Origin of the sequence: Rhodococcus sp. JS3073 (assembly GCF_026810085.1) — a bacterium.
Classification (GTDB): Bacteria; Actinomycetota; Actinomycetes; order Mycobacteriales; family Mycobacteriaceae; genus Rhodococcus_F; species Rhodococcus_F wratislaviensis.
The window spans coordinates 6,967,400-6,984,383 of the sequence record NZ_CP113951.1 but is presented as its reverse complement, the minus strand read 5'-3'; the positions used below and the strand labels follow the sequence as shown (position 1 = coordinate 6,984,383).

Sequence of the window (16,984 nt, the reverse complement as noted above, 5' to 3'; positions counted from 1 at the left end):
GCCTCGGCGCCGGGAGCACGGGGTCGGCGCCGATACCCGCTGGTGCGCTATGCGACGAGGGACCGGGTGGCGACCTGTTCCGTCGCCGGGGTCGCCGCGTCCGCGTCCCCGGTTCTGGCCGCGCGCTCGAGCACGACCGTGCACCGGGCGAGATCCGGTCCGATCGCGGTCGCGCTCAGCTCCAGGTCGGAGCGGGCGATACCGTCCCGCGTCGTGTACTCCGTGGTGCGCAACTCACCGGTCACGATGACCGGATCCCCCTTCGCCATCGACTGGACGACGCCGGCCATCAGCCTCCGCCTGCAGGTCACCGTGAGGTAGAGCGTGCTCGCGTCGCGCCACTCGCCCGTCGCGTGATCGCGGCGCCGGACAGTGCTCGCCATCCGGAAACTGAGGAACTCGTCACCGGCCGCATTCGACCGGGTGACCGGGCTGGTGATGACCGTTCCGACGACGGTGCCGTGTGTTTCGTACATTTCGCTCTACCCCCTGTGAGTGCGGCAAGGTGCCGTGACTCACAGCGTGCCGTCTCGCAGCGCGATGGCGGGCCGGCATCCGAAATCTGTGGAGAAACGGAGGGGGTGTGGACAGAGCGGCCGGCACGGGCGCCGAAGCTGCGAACGTGTCGGAACCGCGTGCTAGCGGTCAGTGTCCGGTTTCTCGGTCCCGTCGCGCCAGTTCCGCGAACATCGCATTGTGCGCTGCCAGGTCGGCGTCGTCGTCCCGGTCGGCTGCCCGGTCGACCCGCCGCGCCGTGCGGCCGTCGCTGCGGGACCACTGGATCAGCAGGGCCATCATGACCAGCACCAGCGGGATCTCACCGGTAGCCCAGGCGATGCTGCCGCCCAGTTGCTGGTCTCCCACCAGGTCGGCATTCCAGCCCAGTCCCAGCGATCGGTAGTACCACTCGCCCATCACAGCGCCCATGCTCATCAACGCCACACCGAAGAACGCGTGGAACGGCAGGGAACCGAACACCATCGCGAGCTTCGTCACCGGCTGCAGTTTGCGGGGCGACGGGTCGATGCCGATCGCGACCCAGTAGAAGAGGTAACCACTCAGCAGGAAGTGCAGGTTCATCAGGACGTGCGCGGAGTGCGAGTCGACGGCGGCCTCGAAGATCCCGCCGAGGTACAGGGCATAGAACCCGCCCACGAACAGCACCGCCGCGACGACGGGGTGCGTGATGAACCGGGAGAACGGGCTGTGCAGCGCAGTCAGGATCCACTCACGCAGACCCGGAACACCGTTCTTGCCCGCCGGATCGAGGCTGCGCAGGGCCAGCGTGATCGGTGCGCCGAGCACCAGCAGCACCGGGGCCAGCATCGACAGCGCCATGTGCGCACCCATGTGCACGCTGAACACGGCCGGTGAGTAGCGCCCGACACCCGAGGACGTCGCGAGGAGGAGAACGACGCATCCGCACATCCACGCGACGGTCCGGCCGACCGGCCAGCTGTCGCCGCGCCGACGGAGTTTGCGCAATCCGAGCGCGTAGACCACGGCCAGCACGATCGCGGCGGTGCCGTAGAGGAGGTCGAATCGCCAGTCCAGCATCAGCCGGGCGAACGTCGGCGGCCCCGCCAGGTTGTAGCCGAGTTCCACCTCCGTGAGGGTGGGCGCCGCGGTCGGAGGCGGCGGGGGTGTGCGACCGAGCCCGACGGCGAGACCGATCGTGGCGGCGAAGACCATGGCCTCCGCGCCGGCGAAACGGATCAAATTGCCGCGGCTGGCCGGATCCTTCTGCAGCGCGGGCAGGGCCCGTCGACGCTGTGACCAGCCGAAGACGCCCAGGATGACGAGCGCCACGATCTTCGCGACCACCAGGCGTCCGTACGTCGTGTCGACGAGGTCACCGATCTGGACGCGAACGAGCGCGTTCACCACACCACTGACCGCCATGACGACGAAGCAGACCGTCGCGACCGCGGAGAACCGGCGCGCCGCCACATCGGTGTAGGCGCCGCGCCTGCGGGCATGGGCGAGGAGTGCGAACAGACCGCCCGCCCACAGCGAGGCCGCGACGAGGTGGAGGATCAGACTGTTCGTCGCCATGTCGTGCGAACCACCCGACGACGAGTGACCCGTCAACGCGAGCGGCATCAGTCCGAGGATGCCGACGACCAGCAGGATCGGCGTCCAGCACCAGCGCAGCACGAGCCGGGACGCGATCGCGAGGACGATCGCGATGATCGCCGTCCAGCGCCAGGCGCCGGCGAGTTCGACCTGATCGATCGAGTTGAAGATGTTGGCCGGTTTGACCGCCTCGGCGAAGGGTTGCCCGGACGTGTCCGACAGCGTCAACGGGACCAGGACGAGGGCGGTCGCGGCCCACACGATCGCGGCGTACGACGCCGTCCGCACCGCGCGGTAGCCGTCCACGTCCAGGACACCGGACTTCTGCGGCGGCACGAAGAACGCCGCGAGCAGCAGCGATCCGATGGTGATGACGGCAGCGATCTCCGACACGGCGCGCATCGCAGGCAGTCCGTAGGTGGTGATCGGTCCGGGATCCGGAATTCCCAGCAGCACGAGCGCCTGAGCAGCGGAAAGTCCGACGACGATTGCCGCAACCAGGCCGGCGATGAGTCCGCCGACGACGAACAGGGCGGTCGAATCGGCGCGATGCGGGGGTTTCGATGCCGGGTCGGACGCCGCGAGCTGGGGTGTAGCCATACATCAAGGGTAGGACCTACGACAGGCCGTCGGAGACGCGAGGGTCCGTCGCCGTTCCGGCTACCGTCGACAGGAACCTGTCCCGAGGGAACGAGAGGCTGAGATGTCTGAGGTTCTGATTATCGCGGTGGCGCTGTTCTTCGCGGGCATGGGCGTCTACGGTCTCGCCGCGCCGGCCCGACTGGTCGCCCCGTTCGGCCTGTCAGCGGATTCGGCGACCTCTCGCGCCGAGGTGCGCGCGGTCTACGGCGGCTTCGGTGTCGCGGTGGCGGGCCTGCTGTTCTTCGCGGCTTTCGACATCCACGGCATCCGATCCGTCGCCGCGGTGACGGTGGCCGTCGCCCTGCTGGGGATGGCATTCGGCCGGATCGTGTCGGCCGTCGCCGACCGGCCGACCCGCTTCTACCCCGTGTGGTTCTACTTCGTGGTGGAGCTCGTCCTGGCGGGACTTCTGCTCTCGGCGGCCGTCCTGGGCTCGTGACGCGCACACCACAGCCCCGGTCGGAGCGCTCGAGGCGGCAGGTAATATTTGCTGCGCGCCTCCGTAGCTCAGGGGATAGAGCAAGAGCCTTCTAATCTCTTGGTCGCAGGTTCGAATCCTGCCGGGGGCACTCATTCGACGGAGCGCCGGCCGGAGAAAACCCCCGATCACCTGGACGAACAGGAATCGGGGGTCGGCGTCAGTCCTTCAGGAACGCCAGCAGGTCGGCGTTGATCGTCTCCGCCTGTGTGGTGGGCATGCCGTGCGGGAAGTCCGTGTACGTCTTCAGCGTCCCGTTCGCGAGGAGCTTCGCGGACAGTGGGCCGGCGTCGGCGTAGGGAACGATCTGGTCGTCTTCGCTGTGCATCACCAGCACCGGCACCGTGATCTTCTTCAGATCCTCGGTGAAATCGGTCTGCGAGAAGGCGACGATGCCGTCGTAGTGGGCCTTGGCCCCGCCCATCATCCCTTGGCGCCACCAGTTCTCGATGATCGCCTCCGACGATTCCACGCCCGGTCGGTTGAATCCGTAGAACGGCCCCGACGGCAGATCGCGATAGAACTTCGAGCGATTGGCGGCGAGTTGTGCCTGCAGATCGTCGAAGACGTCCTTGGGAAGGCCGCCCGGGTTCGCCTCCGTCTTCACCATCAGCGGCGGTACTGCGCTGATCAGTGCAGCCTTCGACACCCGGTTCTCCCCGTGCCGCGCGAGAAAGTGAACCACCTCGCCGCCGCCCGTCGAATGGCCGACGTGGATGGCGTTCTGGAGGTCGAGATGCGCCGTCAACTCTGCGAGGTCGTCGGCGTAGTGGTCCATGTCGTGGCCGTCGCCGGTCTGGGTGGACCGCCCGTGACCGCGGCGATCGTGGGCGATGACCCGATAGCCGTGCTGGAGGAAGAAGAGCATCTGGGTGTCCCAGTCGTCGGCCGACAGCGGCCAGCCGTGGCTGAACACGATGGGTTGACCGGTTCCCCAGTCCTTGTAGAAGATCTCCGTGCCATCCTGGGTGGTGATCGTGCCCATGAGTTGCCTTCCTTGACCGCTGTGGGGATGACGCTGATGAGGACGAAATTCAGTACATCAAACTTCGGTGGGTCGGTGGGCGGGTTCGATCGGCGGCATCCTGCACGACCGTCCGATAGGTATTGCGCCCCTGGTCCGTACCCGGAGCCCCGTACTCGCGCGTAACAAACCGACCAATTAGTCTTGTTCGCGCATCGCCCCAACCCGACGGGGCAACGGTGCACCGGGACCCGCCACCATCCTCCGCGAGTGGCGGGTTTCCCGCGTTCAGCTGCCGTACTTGCACATCCGGTGTCAGCTCCCCGGCGGAACCTCGAACACCAGCAGGGTGCTGCTCGCGGTGGCGACGAGACGGCCCTGCGAGTCGGTGACCTCCCCTTCCGCGAACGCGATCCGGCGACCCGCCTTCTTCACGACGCCGGTGGCCGTGAGGACCCCGGAGTCCCTGGTCGCCCCGCGGATGTAGTTGACCTTGATCTCGACCGAGGTGTAGCCCCACCCGGCGGGCAACGTGGTGTGCACGGCGCATCCGGCGACCGAATCGAGCAGGGTGCACACGGCGCCGCCGTGGATGGCGCCGATCGGGTTGTACTGCGACTCGTCGGGGTCCAGCGCGAAGACGACCCTTCCGGGTTCGGCCTCGAGAAATCGCAGGTTCATCAGGCTCGCGATCGGGGGTGCGGGAATGTCGCCGCCGAGGATCGCCCGCAGGTAGCCGAGGCCGTCGAGTTCTCGCGCTTTCCGCGCCGGACCTGCAGGGTCGCGCCATTCGACCGTCCTCGATCGCACCTCTCCCCACTCCGCGTCCGCCACGCCCTCGACGGTCGACACCGCGCCGTTTCCGAACTCGCTCACTATGCCGCCCCCTGCCGAACCGACTGCGGATAGAGGACGTCGAGGTCGCCCGACAGTGCCGCCTTGACGGTGCGGGTGGTGTCGTCGGCGAGGACTTCGCGGGCGCCGGACTCGATGCCGTCGAAGGCCAGTCGCGCGACCTCGGCCGCGGAGATCTTCGGCACGTCCAGACCGCTCGTCATGTCGGTGTCCATGTACCCGAGGTGCAGCCCGACCACCTGGATGTTCTGCGCCGCGAGTTCGGCGCGCATCGCGTTGGTGGCGCTCCACAGGGCGGCCTTCGAGACGCTGTACGAGCCGCCGACGGCCAGCCAGGACAGGACGGAGTGCACGTTGAGGATCGCGCCGCCCCCGTTGGCGGCGATGATCGGTGCGAGCGCGCGTGTGACGTTGAGCGGGCCGTAGAGGTTGGTTTCGAGTTCGCGGCGCATCCCGTCGAGATCACCCGTGAGCGGCGACTCGCCGATGAGGATGCCGGCGTTGTTGATCAGGACGCCGAGGTCCCCGACGTGCTCCGCTGCGGCGTAGACCGATTCGGGGTTCGTGACGTCCAGTTCGACGGGCACGACCCGCGGATGCTCCTCGATCGTCGACGTATCACGCGCCGACGCGTAGACCGTTCGCGCTCCTCGCGCGAGCGCCTCGGCGACGAAGGCACGTCCGAGCCCGCGGCCGGCTCCGGTGACCAGCACCGTTCGATCTTGAATCGTGGTCATGACGACCCCTTCGGGTGAGTAAGTCTGATTTTCCAACTAACTACGTTCACGACAGTAATCCCTATGAGTTGGAAAACACAACCCTCTATGATGGAGTGCATGAACAACGGCGACACCGAGCGAGCGACACCCGAGATCGTCATGGACCGCATGCCACTGACGCCGAGACCCTGCGCGATCGCCGCCACCATGGAACTGATCGGCGACCGCTGGTCCATGCTGGTGATCCGCGAACTGAGCTACGGGGTGCACCGCTTCGACCGGATTGCCGGGTACATCGGTGTCTCGCGCGACATCCTCACCGCGCGACTGCGCAAGCTCGAGGAGGTCGGCGTCATCGAACGCAGGCAGTACTCCGAGCACCCTCCCCGTTTCGAGTACCACCTCACCCCGGCGGGCGAGGACCTGCGACCGCTGCTGCTCTCGTTGTTCCAATGGGGCAGCAAGTGGGCCGTGGACGAGGCCCCGTCGGTGCTCGTGCACGAATGCGGGCACTCACTGGAGCTGGAACACCGCTGCGCGCACTGCGGCGAGGCGGTCGAGAACACCTCTGTCGCAATGCATTCCCGCACACCACCGCGGAATTCGTGACCTCCCCGCCCGGCCCGGTACAGGACGCCTGACACCAGGTCTATAGTTTCCAAAGTAAACGTCAGGTAACGAATTCCTCACACGTCAGGCAGGTGGGTCTGTGTCAACGCGCGACCAGGTAGCAGAGATCTACGAGCAGGTCCGCCTGCGGAACGCCGGCGAACCCGAGTTCCACCAGGCAGCCGCCGAGGTCTTCGAATCGCTCCAGGTCGTGCTCGACCACCATCCCCACTACGCCGACTCCGGATTGATCGAGCGGCTGTGCGAGCCCGAGCGTCAGATCATCTTCCGGGTGCCGTGGGTCGACGACTCCGGCAACGTGCACGTCAACCGCGGTTTCCGCGTGCAGTACAACAGCGTGCTCGGCCCCTACAAGGGCGGTCTACGGTTTCATCCCAGCGTGAATCTGGGGATCGTAAAGTTCCTCGGCTTCGAGCAGATCTTCAAGAACGCCCTCACCGGACTTCCGATCGGCGGCGGTAAGGGTGGCTCCGACTTCGACCCCAAGGGTCGCTCGGAGGCCGAGATCATGCGGTTCTGCCAGTCGTTCATGACCGAGCTGCATCGCCACATCGGCGAGTACACCGACGTCCCGGCAGGTGACATCGGCGTCGGCGGGCGCGAGATCGGCTACCTGTTCGGCCAGTACAAGCGCCTCACCAACTCCTACGAGTCGGGGGTCCTCACCGGTAAGGGACTCACCTGGGGCGGCTCCCAGGTGCGGCGCGAGGCCACGGGGTACGGCGTCGCCTACTTCGTCGCCGAGATGTTGAAGGCCGCGAACAGCTCGCTCGACGGCAAGACCGTCGTCGTCTCCGGCTCCGGAAACGTCGCGATCTATGCGATCGAGAAGGTGCACCAGCTCGGTGGAATCGCGATCGCGAGCTCCGATTCCTCCGGATACCTCGTCGACGAGAAGGGCATCGACCTCGAGCTCCTGAAGGAGATCAAGGAGGTGCGGCGCGGACGGATCAGCGAATACGCGGACACGGTGCCGCACGCCCGGTTCGTGCCGAACGGCTCCATCTGGGACGTGCCGTGCGATGTCGCGCTCCCCTGCGCCACCCAGAACGAACTCGACGAAGCGGCCGCCAAGACGCTGGTCACGAACGGAGTCCAGGCGGTGGCCGAGGGCGCGAACATGCCCACGACCCCGCAGGGCGTCCAGGTGTTCCGCGATGCCGCGGTGGCGTTCGCCCCGGGCAAGGCGGCCAACGCGGGCGGTGTCGCCACGTCGGCACTGGAGATGCAGCAGAACGCATCCCGCGACTCGTGGGGCTTCGAATACACCGACGAACGGCTGGCCGGGATCATGCGCGGCATCCACGAGCGCACCGTGGCCACCGCCGCCGAGTACGGCATGCCGGGCGACTACGTGCACGGCGCGAACATCGCCGGCTTCGTGAAGGTGGCCGACGCCATGATCTCGCTCGGCGTCATCTAGCCGAACGACGGGTGGGGCACGACCGTCGCCGGACGTACCCCACTGTTCGACGGCGCGAACGCGTCAGCTCACCTGACACTGCGTCTGACCCCACTCGATCCCAGCACATCTGCTTGACGTCGGGCCGGGGAGTCTTGGTAGGCAGGGGGGCGGTCTTCGTGCTGCACTCAGCATCGGCCGGAGCCCTGCCCGCAGAAAGGCCGCCGAGGGTGCAATGAACACACCCTCGGCGGCCCGATCTCTACCCTGGGTCGAAATGCCCGGTCGGCTTACTCAGTCGACCGGCTCGGCGTCACCCTCGTCGTCGCGGGCCTTCTTCGCGGCCTCGCGCATCTCGATACCGTCGGACACCCAGTCACCGATCTCCCGGGTGACGTCCCGGACGGCGCCCGCGATGATCGTCGCGATCTGGCCGACGTGCGTGGCCGCGGACTCCGTCAGTTCCTGCACGGTGTCCTTGCGCCGCTCGAACTTCCCCACCATGTGTTTCGCCTCTCAGGCTGCAGTCTTCTGCCGCTCGACGATAACACCGGGAGGGGTGTCGGACGAGACGAGACCGGGCGGCAGTGCGAACGTGAAGATCTTCCCCCACACCGAACCGATCTGCTTGAAGAAGCCACCGGTGTTGTAGGGCAGGCCGTGCTTCTCGCACAGTGCTTTCACGACGGGCGCCATTTCCGGGTACCGGTGGGCGGGCAGGTCCGGGAACAGGTGGTGCTCGATCTGGTGCGACAGGTTGCCGGACATGATGTGGAACAGCGGGCTCCCCTCGATGTTCGCGCTGCCGAGCATCTGCCGGACGTACCACTCGCCGCGGGTTTCCTCCGCGGTCTCGTCCTCGGTGAAACTCTGTACGCCGGTGGGGAAATGGCCGCAGAAGATGATGGAGTACGCCCACACGTTGCGGATCAGGTTGGCGGTCACGTTGCCGAGCAGTGTGGGGACGAACAGCGGCCCGGTGAGCGCGGGGAAGATCACGTAGTCCTTGAGCACCTGCCGACCGGCCTTGCGCCACCAGCCCTTCAGTAACGGCTTGACGTCGTGCCACTTGCGCTTGCCCTGGATCACGTTCTCCGCTTCCAGGTCGTGCATCATGACGCCCCACTCGAACAGCATCATCAGGAAGAAGGCGTAGACCGGGTTCCCCAGGTAGTAGGGGTTCCACTTCTGCGCCTCGTCGATCCGCAGGATGCCGTAGCCGATGTCCCGGTCCCGGCCGAGGATGTTGGTGTACGTGTGGTGCATGTAGTTGTGGGAATGCTTCCACTGATCGGCCGGGCAGACGGTGTCCCATTCGAACACGCGGGAGTTCAGGCCCGGTTCACGCATCCAGTCGTACTGGCCGTGCATGACGTTGTGGCCGATCTCCATGTTGTCGAGAATCTTCGACACCCCGAGTGCCCCGACCCCGGCAATCCAGGCCGGTGGGAAGAATCCGAGGTACATCAGCCCGCGGCCGGCGACCTCGAATCCCCTCTGTGCCTTGATGATCTTGTAGATGTATTCGCGGTCCTCGGCGCCGAGGTCCGCAACCGTCCGGTCGCGGAGGGCGTCCAGTTCCCGGCCGATCTCTTCGACCTGGTCGTGACTGAGCACCACCGGGGCGTCGTTGCGGGAACCGTCGGAGCCGTCGACGAACGGGAGGAACGAGAGCGAGAGTCCAAACATGTCGGTCTCCAAACGTTGAATGTCGAGTGAAAGTCAGATGTCGAGGGCGACGTCGCCCACCGGAACCGAGACGCACAGCTGGATCGCCTTGTCCGGATCGGTGTCGGTGTCGCCGGTGCGGACGTTCTTGGTGCACCCCGACTTCTTCACCGTGGTGCAGGAGAAACAGATGCCCATCCGGCAGCCGTACTCGGGATGGAGCCCGGCGGCCTCCGCCTGTTCGAGCAGCGTCTTTCCGGAATTGTCCGCGGTGACGCCGCTGGCGGTGAAGGACACCGCACCACCGGCCTCACCCTCCGCCGGGGCCGCGGCGGGAGCGAATTCCTCGGTGTGGAGACGGTCCTCGATGCCGAGTTCGCGGTACACCTCGCGGACGCCACGCATCAGTCCGGGCGGGCCGCACAGGAAGGTTTCGGCGTCCGCGTACCAGGGCGCCACGGCGTCGAGGTGCTCCTGGCCGAAGAACCCGTGGAGATGGCCGCCGGTCTCCTGATCGGTGTATGCCAACACGAGGGAAACGTTGGCGTTCGCGGCCGCGAGCGCACGCAGCTCGTCGAGGTATGCGACGTCGTTTTCGGTGTACGCGTAGTGCAGAAAAGTGATGCTCCCGAAGTGCTGCTCGTCGACGAGGGTGCGCAGCATCGACAGAACCGGGGTGATTCCGCTGCCTCCGCTCACCAGAAGGACCCGGCGAGGGCGAGGAGACGGAAGGGTGAATTCTCCCGCCGCCTGGGACAGGTCGAGCACGAGACCGGGGCTCGCGTGCGCGTGCAGGTACTGCGAGACCAGACCCTCGGGATGCGCCTTGACCGTCAGTTCGACGAGCCCGTCGGTGGACGCCTGTGCATTGGCCGGTGAGTAGCACCGGGTGTGCCGAACCCCGTCGATCACGACGCCCACCTGCACGAACTGCCCCGCACGGAACCCGCGCCACTGCCGGGTGGGGCGCAGGGTGAGGGTGACGGTGTCGGCGGTGGACCGCCGGACCTCGACCACTTCGGCGCGCAGGTCGCGCACGGTGACCATGGGAGTGACGAGTTCGAGGTAGCGGTCGAGCTGGTGCGGAGTGGCCATCGCCTCGAACAACGACAGCAGTGAGAACCTGCGTTCCTCCGCCGGACGACTGGTGTGGGCAACTGACACGTCGACCTCCTCCATTTGAGTGCACGGTTGTACACTGACAATAGTGTGACAGAGAGGGACAGGAAGTTGTCAATCGGAATGTGACCGCACGCACACTCGAGCAGGGATCGGATTTGCATGCCGGACGACGAGTACGAGCACCCGGAGATGACGGGTGTCGGCACCGCCACGAATACACTCACAGCCGTGAGTCAGTCGACCGGCGCCGGACCGGAGAGCAGGGCAGCCCGCAAGGAGCGCACGAGGAAGGCCCTTCTCGACGGCACGCTCGAACTCATGGCGGATCGCAGTTTCGCCGGGGTGAGCCTGCGCGAGATCGCCCGCACCGCGGGAATCGTGCCTACCGCGTTCTACCGCCACTTCGCGTCCATCGAGGAACTCGGTGTGGTGCTCGTCGAGGAGGGCATGCGAATCCTGCGCCAGATGCTCCGCGACGCCCGGCGCACGCCGAGCACCAAGAGCGCCGGCGCATCCCTCGACATCCTCGTGCGACAGGTCCGCACCCACGAGGCGCAGTTCCGGTTCCTCAGCCGCGAACGCTACGGCGGCGTCCCCGAAATTCGCCGTGCGATCGCGACCGAGATGACATTGTTCGTCAGCGAACTCACGGTGGATCTGTCCCGCATCGACGGTCTGCAGTCCTGGGACCACGACGACCTGGAGATGGCGGCCGACCTGATCGTGTCCACCATGTTCGCCGTCGTCGTCGATCTGCTCGAGGCCGATCGTCCCGGAAGCCGAAGCGAGGCCGAGGTGGTCGCGCGCGCCGAACGGCAACTACGCCTGATCATGCTCGGCATGAGCGGGTGGAATCCCGGAAAGTAGTCGCATTCTCACCGTACGGTGGGGGCATGCTGTCAACCTCGGAACACGCGCACATCACCCTCGGCGACCTGACGTTCGACGTCACGATCAGCGGTCCGGCCGACGGCGCCCCCGTCGTTCTGCTGCACGGGTTTCCGGAGAGCGCCGCGTCGTGGGAACCCGTCAGCGCCCTGCTGAACGAGTCCGGTCTGCGGACGTACGCGCCGAACCAGCGCGGATACTCGCCCGGTGCGCGACCCGACGGAGTCGACTCCTACCGGATCGACCACCTCGTCGCGGACGTCGTAGGACTCCTCGACGCGCTCGGCCTCGACTCGGCTCATCTCGTCGGCCACGACTGGGGAGCCGCCGTCGCGTGGGTCGTCGCGGCCAGGCATCCCGACCGGATCACCTCGCTCACCGCCGTCTCGGTGCCACATCCCGGCGCGTTCGGCTGGGCGTTGCGCGAGGACGCCGATCAGAAGGAACGCTCCTCCTACATCCGCCTGCTGAGGATGGAAGGCAAGGCCGAGCGGGTCCTCCTCGACGACAACGCGCGCTCGCTGCATGCGATGTTCGGTGACGTCGTCGCGCCTGCCCTCGTCGATCGGCACGTCGCGCTACTCAGCGAACCGGGCGCGCTGACCGCCGCGCTGAACTGGTACCGCGCCATGACGAGCGACTTCGCGGAAACACCCGCCGTCACCGTTCCCACGACCTACGTCTGGAGCACCGGCGACCAGGCGCTGGGGCGTGCGGGAGCCGAGCGGTGCGGCGAGTTCGTCAATGCGCCGTACGAATTCGTCGTGCTCGACGATGCCACGCACTGGATCCCGGAGCAGCGTCCCGACGCACTCGCGGACGCAATCCTCACTCGCGCCGGAACCACACCGAACTGAAATCCGCTGTTCCCCTCGACGGGGCGTCCGTTCTGGTTTGATGGCACTACTCGTCTCGTGCACCCTGGGAGGGCACCATGAGTGGCATCGCAATCCTTCTGGTTGGCGCCGTTCTGTGCTTCGCCGGTGTCGGTTCACTCCACGTCGCCGTTCTCGCCTCGGGATTCGGCCTCGGCTGGCTCCTGGCCGACCTGCTGTCGCTGTCGCTCGGGACGACGTTCCTGGTCGCGGCGATCGGCGCGGTCGTGGTGTGGGTGGCCACCACTTTGATCTTCAAATTCGCCGCATTCTTCATCGGAGGCATCGCGGGCGCGGTGGTCGGCGCCAAACTCAGTCGTATTCTGCAACCTGACGACGCCAGCTGGCTGCTCAGCGGAATCGTGATCGTCGCACTCGCCGTCGCCTGTGGTTTCATCGCCGACCGGTATCGGGCCCGGGCATTGTTGTGGCTCACCGCGCTCGGCGGCGCCAGCTTGGTGCTGACCGGGCTCGGCCTGGCCATCGGGGCGCTCAGTTTCCTCGAAGACCCGAACGAGGGCAGCCAGCAGTTCTTCGCCACGCTGATCTGGATCGTCGTGGCGGCGGCGGGCTGGCTGACGCAGCGGCGGCTGTTCCCGGAGAAGCTCCGGATCGACGACACTCGCGCGAGGCGCTAGTCGCGCTCGGGCGCCTTCACCATCGTCAGTGCGGCGAGCCCGATCCCGAGCACGATGACCAGGCCGATGATCCCCGCCCGATCTGCCGCGAACCACCAGGCGAACAATCCGAAGAGGGTGGGCGAGAGGAACGACACCGCGCGACCGGTGGTCGCGTACAGACCGAACATCTGGCCCTCCCGGCCGGGCGGGGTGATCCGGGCCAGGAATGTGCGCGCCGACGACTGCGCGGGACCGACGAACAGGCACAGCAGCAGTCCGAAGATCCAGAACATGGCCGGTCCGGAGACGGCCGTCAGTACGACACCGACGACGATCATCGCGATCAGGGACGTCATGATCACCGTCTTGGGTCCGATCCGGTCGTCGAACCGGCCGGCGGTGAGCGCGCCGAGCGCGGAGACGACGTTGGCCGCGACCCCGAACAGCAGCACGTCACCCGCGCTGATGCCGTAGACGTTGACAGCGAGGACGGCGCCGAACGTGAAGACCCCGGCCAGTCCGTCGCGGAACAAGGCACTCGCCACCAGGAAGTACACGGTGCGCCGGTCGGCGACCCAGAGGTCGCGCAGATCGCGCCACAGCACCCGGTACGACTCGACGAAGCCTGCCTTGTCGGCACCCGGATCCACGTGCGGGCGGGGTAGCTCGGGGACCTTCAGCAGCACAGGAATCGCGAAGATCGCGAACCAGACGGCGGCGAGCAGCGCCACCATCCGGATGTTCAGGCCGCCGTCGGTGGTGAGCCCGAGGAATCCCCGGTTGTCGCCGTCACCGGCGATGAATCCGAAGTAACACAGCAGCAGCAGCACGATCCCACCGAAATAGCCCATCGCCCAGCCGAACCCGGACACCCTCCCGATGTTCTCCGGCGTCGACACCTGCCTGAGCATCGCGTTGTACGGGACGCCGGCCAGTTCGAAGATCACCGAACCCGCGGCCAGCAGCACCAGCCCGAGCCACAGGTACTGATACGAGTCGCGGACGAAGAACATCGCCGCCATGCACCCGACCGTCGCGAACGTCAGGACGCCGAGCGCCCACTTGCGTCGTCCTGCAGCGTCGAATCGCTGACCGGTGACGGGGGCGAGCACGGCGATGAGGAACCCGGCGATGCCGAGCGACCACCCCAGCCACGTGCTCGCGGAGATCGACCCCGGCAGATCCTCCCCCACGGCGTCCGTCAGGTACACGGAGAAGACGAACGTGAGGATCACGGCGTTGAAGGCGGCCGAACCCCAGTCCCACAACCCCCACGCGACAACCTGTCTGCGCGTCGCGGCCTCGCCGATCCCGGCAGGCGGACGAACGTCGGTGCTCATGTCCGCGAGCCTATGCGAGCGAACGGGAAGTTCGTGCGGTCTGACGCGACGATCGTCCCGTTCGGACGGAAGAACTAAGTGTGCACTCAGTTGCATACGCACCTCGTTGCATACATACTTCGGTTCGTGGCACTCGAACATGCGCTCCTCGTCTCCCTCACCGAGCACTCCGGCTCGGGGTACGAATTGGCGCGCCGGTTCGACAAATCCATCGGCTTCTTCCAGAGCGCCACCCACCAGCAGATCTACCGCGTCCTCAAACGCATGGACGAGTCCGGATGGGTCGACGCCGAGGTCGTGGCGCAGGACGGCCGGCCCGACAAGAAGGTGTACCGGGTCAGCGCGGCCGGGCGCGCGGAACTCGAGCGCTGGATCGCCGAACCTACCGAGCCCAACCACCTGCGCAACGAGCTGGCAGTGAAGATCCGCGCCGCTCAGCACGGTGACATCGCCGCACTCACCGCCGAGGTCGCTCGCCACCGCGACGGCCACGCCGCCCGGCTCGAGGTCTACCGCATGATCGAAAAACGCGACTTTCCCGCACCGGACCAGCTCTCCGGCGCAGCCCTGCACCAGTACCTCGTCCTGCGCGGCGGAATCCGCGTCGAAGAGGGGTTCGCCGACTGGTGCCAAGAAGTACTCGACGCGCTCGCACAGTAAGGACACGCCGCCAATGACTCAGTTCCCTCAGCTCCTCGCTCCCCTCGACCTCGGTTTCACGACGCTGAAGAACCGGGTGATCATGGGCTCCATCCACACCGGGCTCGAGGATCGCGCCAAGGACGTTCCCCGTCTGGCCGAGTACTTCGCCGAGCGTGCCCGCGGAGGTGTCGCGCTGATCGTCACCGGCGGATACGCGCCCAACCGAACGGGCTGGCTGCTGCCGTTCGGCGCCAAGCTCACCAACCGTGTCGAGGCCCGCAGGCACCGCGCGATCACGAAGGCGGTGCACGACGAGGGCGGCAAGATCGCCCTGCAGATCCTGCACGCCGGCCGGTACAGCTACCAGCCGTTCAGCGTCTCCGCCTCGTCGATCAAGGCCCCGATCAACCCGTTCCGGCCCCGCAAACTCACCGGCCGCGGCGTGCGCTGGCAGATCCGCAACTTCGTCCGCTGCGCCCGGCTCGCGCAGAAGGCGAACTACGACGGCGTCGAGATCATGGGCGGCGAAGGCTACTTCATCAACCAGTTCCTGTGCGAGCGCACCAACAAGCGCACCGACAACTGGGGCGGCACTCCCGAGAACCGCAGGCGGATGGCCGTCGAGATCGTCCGCCGCACTCGCAAGGCGGTGGGCCCGAACTTCATCATCATCTTCCGCCTGTCGATGGCCGACCTCGTCGAGGGCGGTCAGACGTGGGACGAGATCGTCGCGCTGGCACAGGAAGTGGAGGCCGCGGGAGCGACCATCATCAACACCGACATCGGCTGGCACGAATCCCGTGTTCCCACGATCGTGACGTCGGTGCCGCGGGCCGCGTTCGCCGACATCACCGGCAAGCTCGAGAAGCACGTGGGCATCCCCGTGGCCGCGTCGAACCGGATCAACATGCCGGAGGTCGCCGAGGAAATCCTGACCCGCGGTGACGCGCAGCTCATCTCGATGGCGCGCCCGATGCTCGCCGATCCCGACTGGGTGCGCAAAGCCGAAGCGGGCACCCCCGACGAGATCAACACATGCATCGCGTGCAACCAGGCCTGCCTCGACCACGCCTTCGTCCGCAAGCACGTGTCGTGCCTGCTGAATCCCCGTGCGGGCCGGGAGACGGAACTGACACTCTCCCCCACCCGGGCCGCGAAGCGCGTCGCCGTCGTCGGCGCCGGGCCCGCCGGACTGTCCGCGGCGCTCGGCCTCGCACAGCGCGGCCACTCGGTGACCCTGTTCGAGGCGGATTCGGAGATCGGCGGCCAGTTCGGCATCGCCCGCAAGATTCCCGGCAAGGAGGAGTTCGCGGAGACGATCCGGTACTACAACCGCCAGCTTCCGCTCGCCGGTGTCGCCGTCCGGCTCGACCGCCGCGTCACCGCGACGGAGCTGGTCGGCGAATACGACGAGGTGATCGTCGCGACCGGGGTGACGCCGCGCGTGCCGTCCATTCCGGGCATCGACCACCCGAAGGTGCTCACGTATCCGGAGGTCGTGCGGGGCGGCAAGCCCGTCGGGCAGTCGGTCGCGGTGATCGGAGCCGGCGGGATCGGCGTCGACGTCAGCGAGTTCCTCACCCACGAGCACTCCCCGACGCTCGACCTGAAGGAGTGGAAGCAGGAGTGGGGTGTCACCGATCCCGAGGCGGCGGCGGGCGCCCTCACCACACCCATTCCCGAACCGTCGCCGCGTGAGGTGTACCTGCTGCAGCGCAAGAGCGGCCGGATCGGCGCCGGACTCGCGAAGACCACGGGCTGGGTTCACCGGGCAGCGCTGAAGAACAAGGGTGTGCAGGAACTGTCCGGGGTCAACTACGAGCGCATCGACGACGACGGCCTGCACATCACGTTCGGCGCCAAGCGCGAGAAGCCCCGCACCCTCGCCGTCGACAACGTCGTGATCTGCGCAGGTCAGGAATCGGTGCGTGACCTCGTCGACGAACTGACCGTCGCCGGCGTCACCACCCACGTCATCGGCGGCGCCGACGTCGCAGCCGAGCTCGACGCCAAGCGCGCCATCGAGCAGGGCACCCGGCTCGCGGCTCGCATCTGACGCACTA

At 66.9% G+C, this 16,984-nt stretch carries 17 protein-coding genes and 1 tRNA gene; 9 read left to right on the top strand and 9 right to left on the bottom strand.

Going from position 1 to position 16,984, the window contains the following annotated elements; translation table 11 throughout:
* Positions 1-47 precede the first annotated feature (47 nt).
* The gene (locus OYT95_RS31785) at positions 48-476 is read right to left on the bottom strand and encodes a single-stranded DNA-binding protein (RefSeq protein ID WP_037236364.1); all 429 of its coding nucleotides are present in this window, start codon (positions 474-476) and stop codon (positions 48-50) included.
* Positions 477-645: 169 nt separating this feature from the next.
* The gene (locus OYT95_RS31780) at positions 646-2,676 is read right to left on the bottom strand and encodes a cytochrome c oxidase assembly protein (protein WP_268790040.1); all 2,031 of its coding nucleotides are present in this window, start codon (positions 2,674-2,676) and stop codon (positions 646-648) included.
* A 103-nt stretch (positions 2,677-2,779) separates the two neighbouring features.
* Here OYT95_RS31780 and OYT95_RS31775 point away from each other — a divergent pair, with 103 nt between their 5' ends.
* Both OYT95_RS31775 and OYT95_RS31770 read left to right on the top strand, forming a co-directional pair.
* The gene (locus OYT95_RS31775) at positions 2,780-3,157 is read left to right on the top strand and encodes a DUF4345 domain-containing protein (RefSeq protein WP_037236368.1); all 378 of its coding nucleotides are present in this window, start codon (positions 2,780-2,782) and stop codon (positions 3,155-3,157) included.
* A 57-nt stretch (positions 3,158-3,214) separates the two neighbouring features.
* Positions 3,215-3,287 (top strand) — tRNA-Arg (locus OYT95_RS31770).
* A gap of 69 nt (positions 3,288-3,356) precedes the next feature.
* On the opposite strand, the gene OYT95_RS31765 is transcribed toward OYT95_RS31770, so the two are convergent.
* From OYT95_RS31765 to OYT95_RS31755, 3 genes are all read right to left on the bottom strand, one after another.
* On the bottom strand, positions 3,357-4,181 hold the full coding sequence (locus OYT95_RS31765) for an alpha/beta fold hydrolase (protein ID WP_268790039.1): 825 nt from the start codon (positions 4,179-4,181) through the stop codon (positions 3,357-3,359).
* A 294-nt stretch (positions 4,182-4,475) separates the two neighbouring features.
* Positions 4,476-5,036, bottom strand: coding sequence for a PaaI family thioesterase (locus OYT95_RS31760; protein ID WP_268790038.1), 561 nt, complete (start codon positions 5,034-5,036; stop codon positions 4,476-4,478).
* The gene (locus OYT95_RS31755) at positions 5,036-5,752 is read right to left on the bottom strand and encodes an SDR family oxidoreductase (RefSeq protein WP_128641858.1); all 717 of its coding nucleotides are present in this window, start codon (positions 5,750-5,752) and stop codon (positions 5,036-5,038) included. Before OYT95_RS31755 ends, OYT95_RS31760 begins: the two co-directional genes overlap by 1 nt.
* An 87-nt stretch (positions 5,753-5,839) precedes the next feature.
* On the opposite strand from OYT95_RS31755, the gene OYT95_RS31750 reads away from it, so the two are divergent.
* Positions 5,840-6,343, top strand: coding sequence for a winged helix-turn-helix transcriptional regulator (locus OYT95_RS31750; protein ID WP_037236376.1), 504 nt, complete (start codon positions 5,840-5,842; stop codon positions 6,341-6,343).
* Positions 6,344-6,443: 100 nt separating this feature from the next.
* The gene (gene gdhA / locus OYT95_RS31745) at positions 6,444-7,787 is read left to right on the top strand and encodes an NADP-specific glutamate dehydrogenase (RefSeq protein ID WP_037236379.1); all 1,344 of its coding nucleotides are present in this window, start codon (positions 6,444-6,446) and stop codon (positions 7,785-7,787) included.
* Between the two features lie 273 nt (positions 7,788-8,060).
* On the opposite strand, the gene OYT95_RS31740 is transcribed toward gdhA, so the two are convergent.
* The 3 genes from OYT95_RS31740 to OYT95_RS31730 are packed head-to-tail and all read right to left on the bottom strand — an operon-like array spanning position 8,061 to position 10,598.
* On the bottom strand, positions 8,061-8,270 hold the full coding sequence (locus tag OYT95_RS31740) for a hypothetical protein (protein ID WP_037236382.1): 210 nt from the start codon (positions 8,268-8,270) through the stop codon (positions 8,061-8,063).
* Between the two features lie 12 nt (positions 8,271-8,282).
* Positions 8,283-9,455 carry a fatty acid desaturase family protein gene (locus OYT95_RS31735; RefSeq protein WP_037236384.1) on the bottom strand — a complete coding sequence of 391 codons (1,173 nt, stop codon included), beginning with the start codon at positions 9,453-9,455 and terminating at the stop codon, positions 8,283-8,285.
* Positions 9,456-9,488: 33 nt separating this feature from the next.
* Positions 9,489-10,598 (bottom strand): ferredoxin reductase, encoded by a 1,110-nt coding sequence (locus OYT95_RS31730; RefSeq protein ID WP_037236521.1) that lies wholly within the window; start codon positions 10,596-10,598, stop codon positions 9,489-9,491.
* A 117-nt stretch (positions 10,599-10,715) separates the two neighbouring features.
* Between OYT95_RS31730 and OYT95_RS31725 the strand changes: the two genes are divergently transcribed.
* From OYT95_RS31725 to OYT95_RS31715, 3 genes are all read left to right on the top strand, one after another.
* Positions 10,716-11,423 carry a TetR family transcriptional regulator gene (locus tag OYT95_RS31725; RefSeq protein ID WP_268790037.1) on the top strand — a complete coding sequence of 236 codons (708 nt, stop codon included), beginning with the start codon at positions 10,716-10,718 and terminating at the stop codon, positions 11,421-11,423.
* Positions 11,424-11,449: 26 nt separating this feature from the next.
* Positions 11,450-12,301 (top strand): alpha/beta fold hydrolase, encoded by an 852-nt coding sequence (locus OYT95_RS31720; RefSeq protein ID WP_268790036.1) that lies wholly within the window; start codon positions 11,450-11,452, stop codon positions 12,299-12,301.
* 77 nt (positions 12,302-12,378) lie between these two features.
* Complete coding sequence (locus tag OYT95_RS31715; RefSeq protein WP_268790035.1) at positions 12,379-12,957, top strand: DUF4203 domain-containing protein; 579 nt, start codon at positions 12,379-12,381, stop codon at positions 12,955-12,957.
* On the opposite strand, the gene OYT95_RS31710 is transcribed toward OYT95_RS31715, so the two are convergent.
* Positions 12,954-14,279, bottom strand: coding sequence for an MFS transporter (locus tag OYT95_RS31710; RefSeq protein ID WP_268790034.1), 1,326 nt, complete (start codon positions 14,277-14,279; stop codon positions 12,954-12,956). The genes OYT95_RS31715 and OYT95_RS31710 overlap by 4 nt on opposite strands.
* A 126-nt stretch (positions 14,280-14,405) precedes the next feature.
* Here OYT95_RS31710 and OYT95_RS31705 point away from each other — a divergent pair, with 126 nt between their 5' ends.
* A complete protein-coding gene (locus OYT95_RS31705; protein ID WP_039950873.1) occupies positions 14,406-14,939 on the top strand; it encodes a PadR family transcriptional regulator in 534 nt (177 codons plus the stop codon).
* 13 nt (positions 14,940-14,952) lie between these two features.
* Positions 14,953-16,977: an NADPH-dependent 2,4-dienoyl-CoA reductase gene (locus OYT95_RS31700; protein WP_268790033.1), complete on the top strand. Its 2,025-nt coding sequence runs from the start codon at positions 14,953-14,955 to the stop codon at positions 16,975-16,977.
* Positions 16,978-16,984: the final 7 nt, after the last annotated feature.

What these genes read in the sequence shown, in the direction of transcription:
- OYT95_RS31785 (WP_037236364.1), bottom strand. Translation starts at nt 476, where the DNA reads ATGTACGAAACACACGGCACCGTCGTCGGAACGGTCATCACCAGCCCG.
- OYT95_RS31780 (WP_268790040.1), bottom strand. Translation starts at nt 2,676, where the DNA reads ATGGCTACACCCCAGCTCGCGGCGTCCGACCCGGCATCGAAACCCCCG.
- OYT95_RS31775 (WP_037236368.1), top strand. Translation starts at nt 2,780, where the DNA reads ATGTCTGAGGTTCTGATTATCGCGGTGGCGCTGTTCTTCGCGGGCATG.
- OYT95_RS31765 (WP_268790039.1), bottom strand. Translation starts at nt 4,181, where the DNA reads ATGGGCACGATCACCACCCAGGATGGCACGGAGATCTTCTACAAGGAC.
- OYT95_RS31755 (WP_128641858.1), bottom strand. Translation starts at nt 5,752, where the DNA reads ATGACCACGATTCAAGATCGAACGGTGCTGGTCACCGGAGCCGGCCGC.
- OYT95_RS31750 (WP_037236376.1), top strand. Translation starts at nt 5,840, where the DNA reads ATGATGGAGTGCATGAACAACGGCGACACCGAGCGAGCGACACCCGAG.
- OYT95_RS31740 (WP_037236382.1), bottom strand. Translation starts at nt 8,270, where the DNA reads ATGGTGGGGAAGTTCGAGCGGCGCAAGGACACCGTGCAGGAACTGACG.
- OYT95_RS31735 (WP_037236384.1), bottom strand. Translation starts at nt 9,455, where the DNA reads ATGTTTGGACTCTCGCTCTCGTTCCTCCCGTTCGTCGACGGCTCCGAC.
- OYT95_RS31725 (WP_268790037.1), top strand. Translation starts at nt 10,716, where the DNA reads ATGCCGGACGACGAGTACGAGCACCCGGAGATGACGGGTGTCGGCACC.
- OYT95_RS31720 (WP_268790036.1), top strand. Translation starts at nt 11,450, where the DNA reads ATGCTGTCAACCTCGGAACACGCGCACATCACCCTCGGCGACCTGACG.
- OYT95_RS31715 (WP_268790035.1), top strand. Translation starts at nt 12,379, where the DNA reads ATGAGTGGCATCGCAATCCTTCTGGTTGGCGCCGTTCTGTGCTTCGCC.
- OYT95_RS31710 (WP_268790034.1), bottom strand. Translation starts at nt 14,279, where the DNA reads ATGAGCACCGACGTTCGTCCGCCTGCCGGGATCGGCGAGGCCGCGACG.
- OYT95_RS31700 (WP_268790033.1), top strand. Translation starts at nt 14,953, where the DNA reads ATGACTCAGTTCCCTCAGCTCCTCGCTCCCCTCGACCTCGGTTTCACG.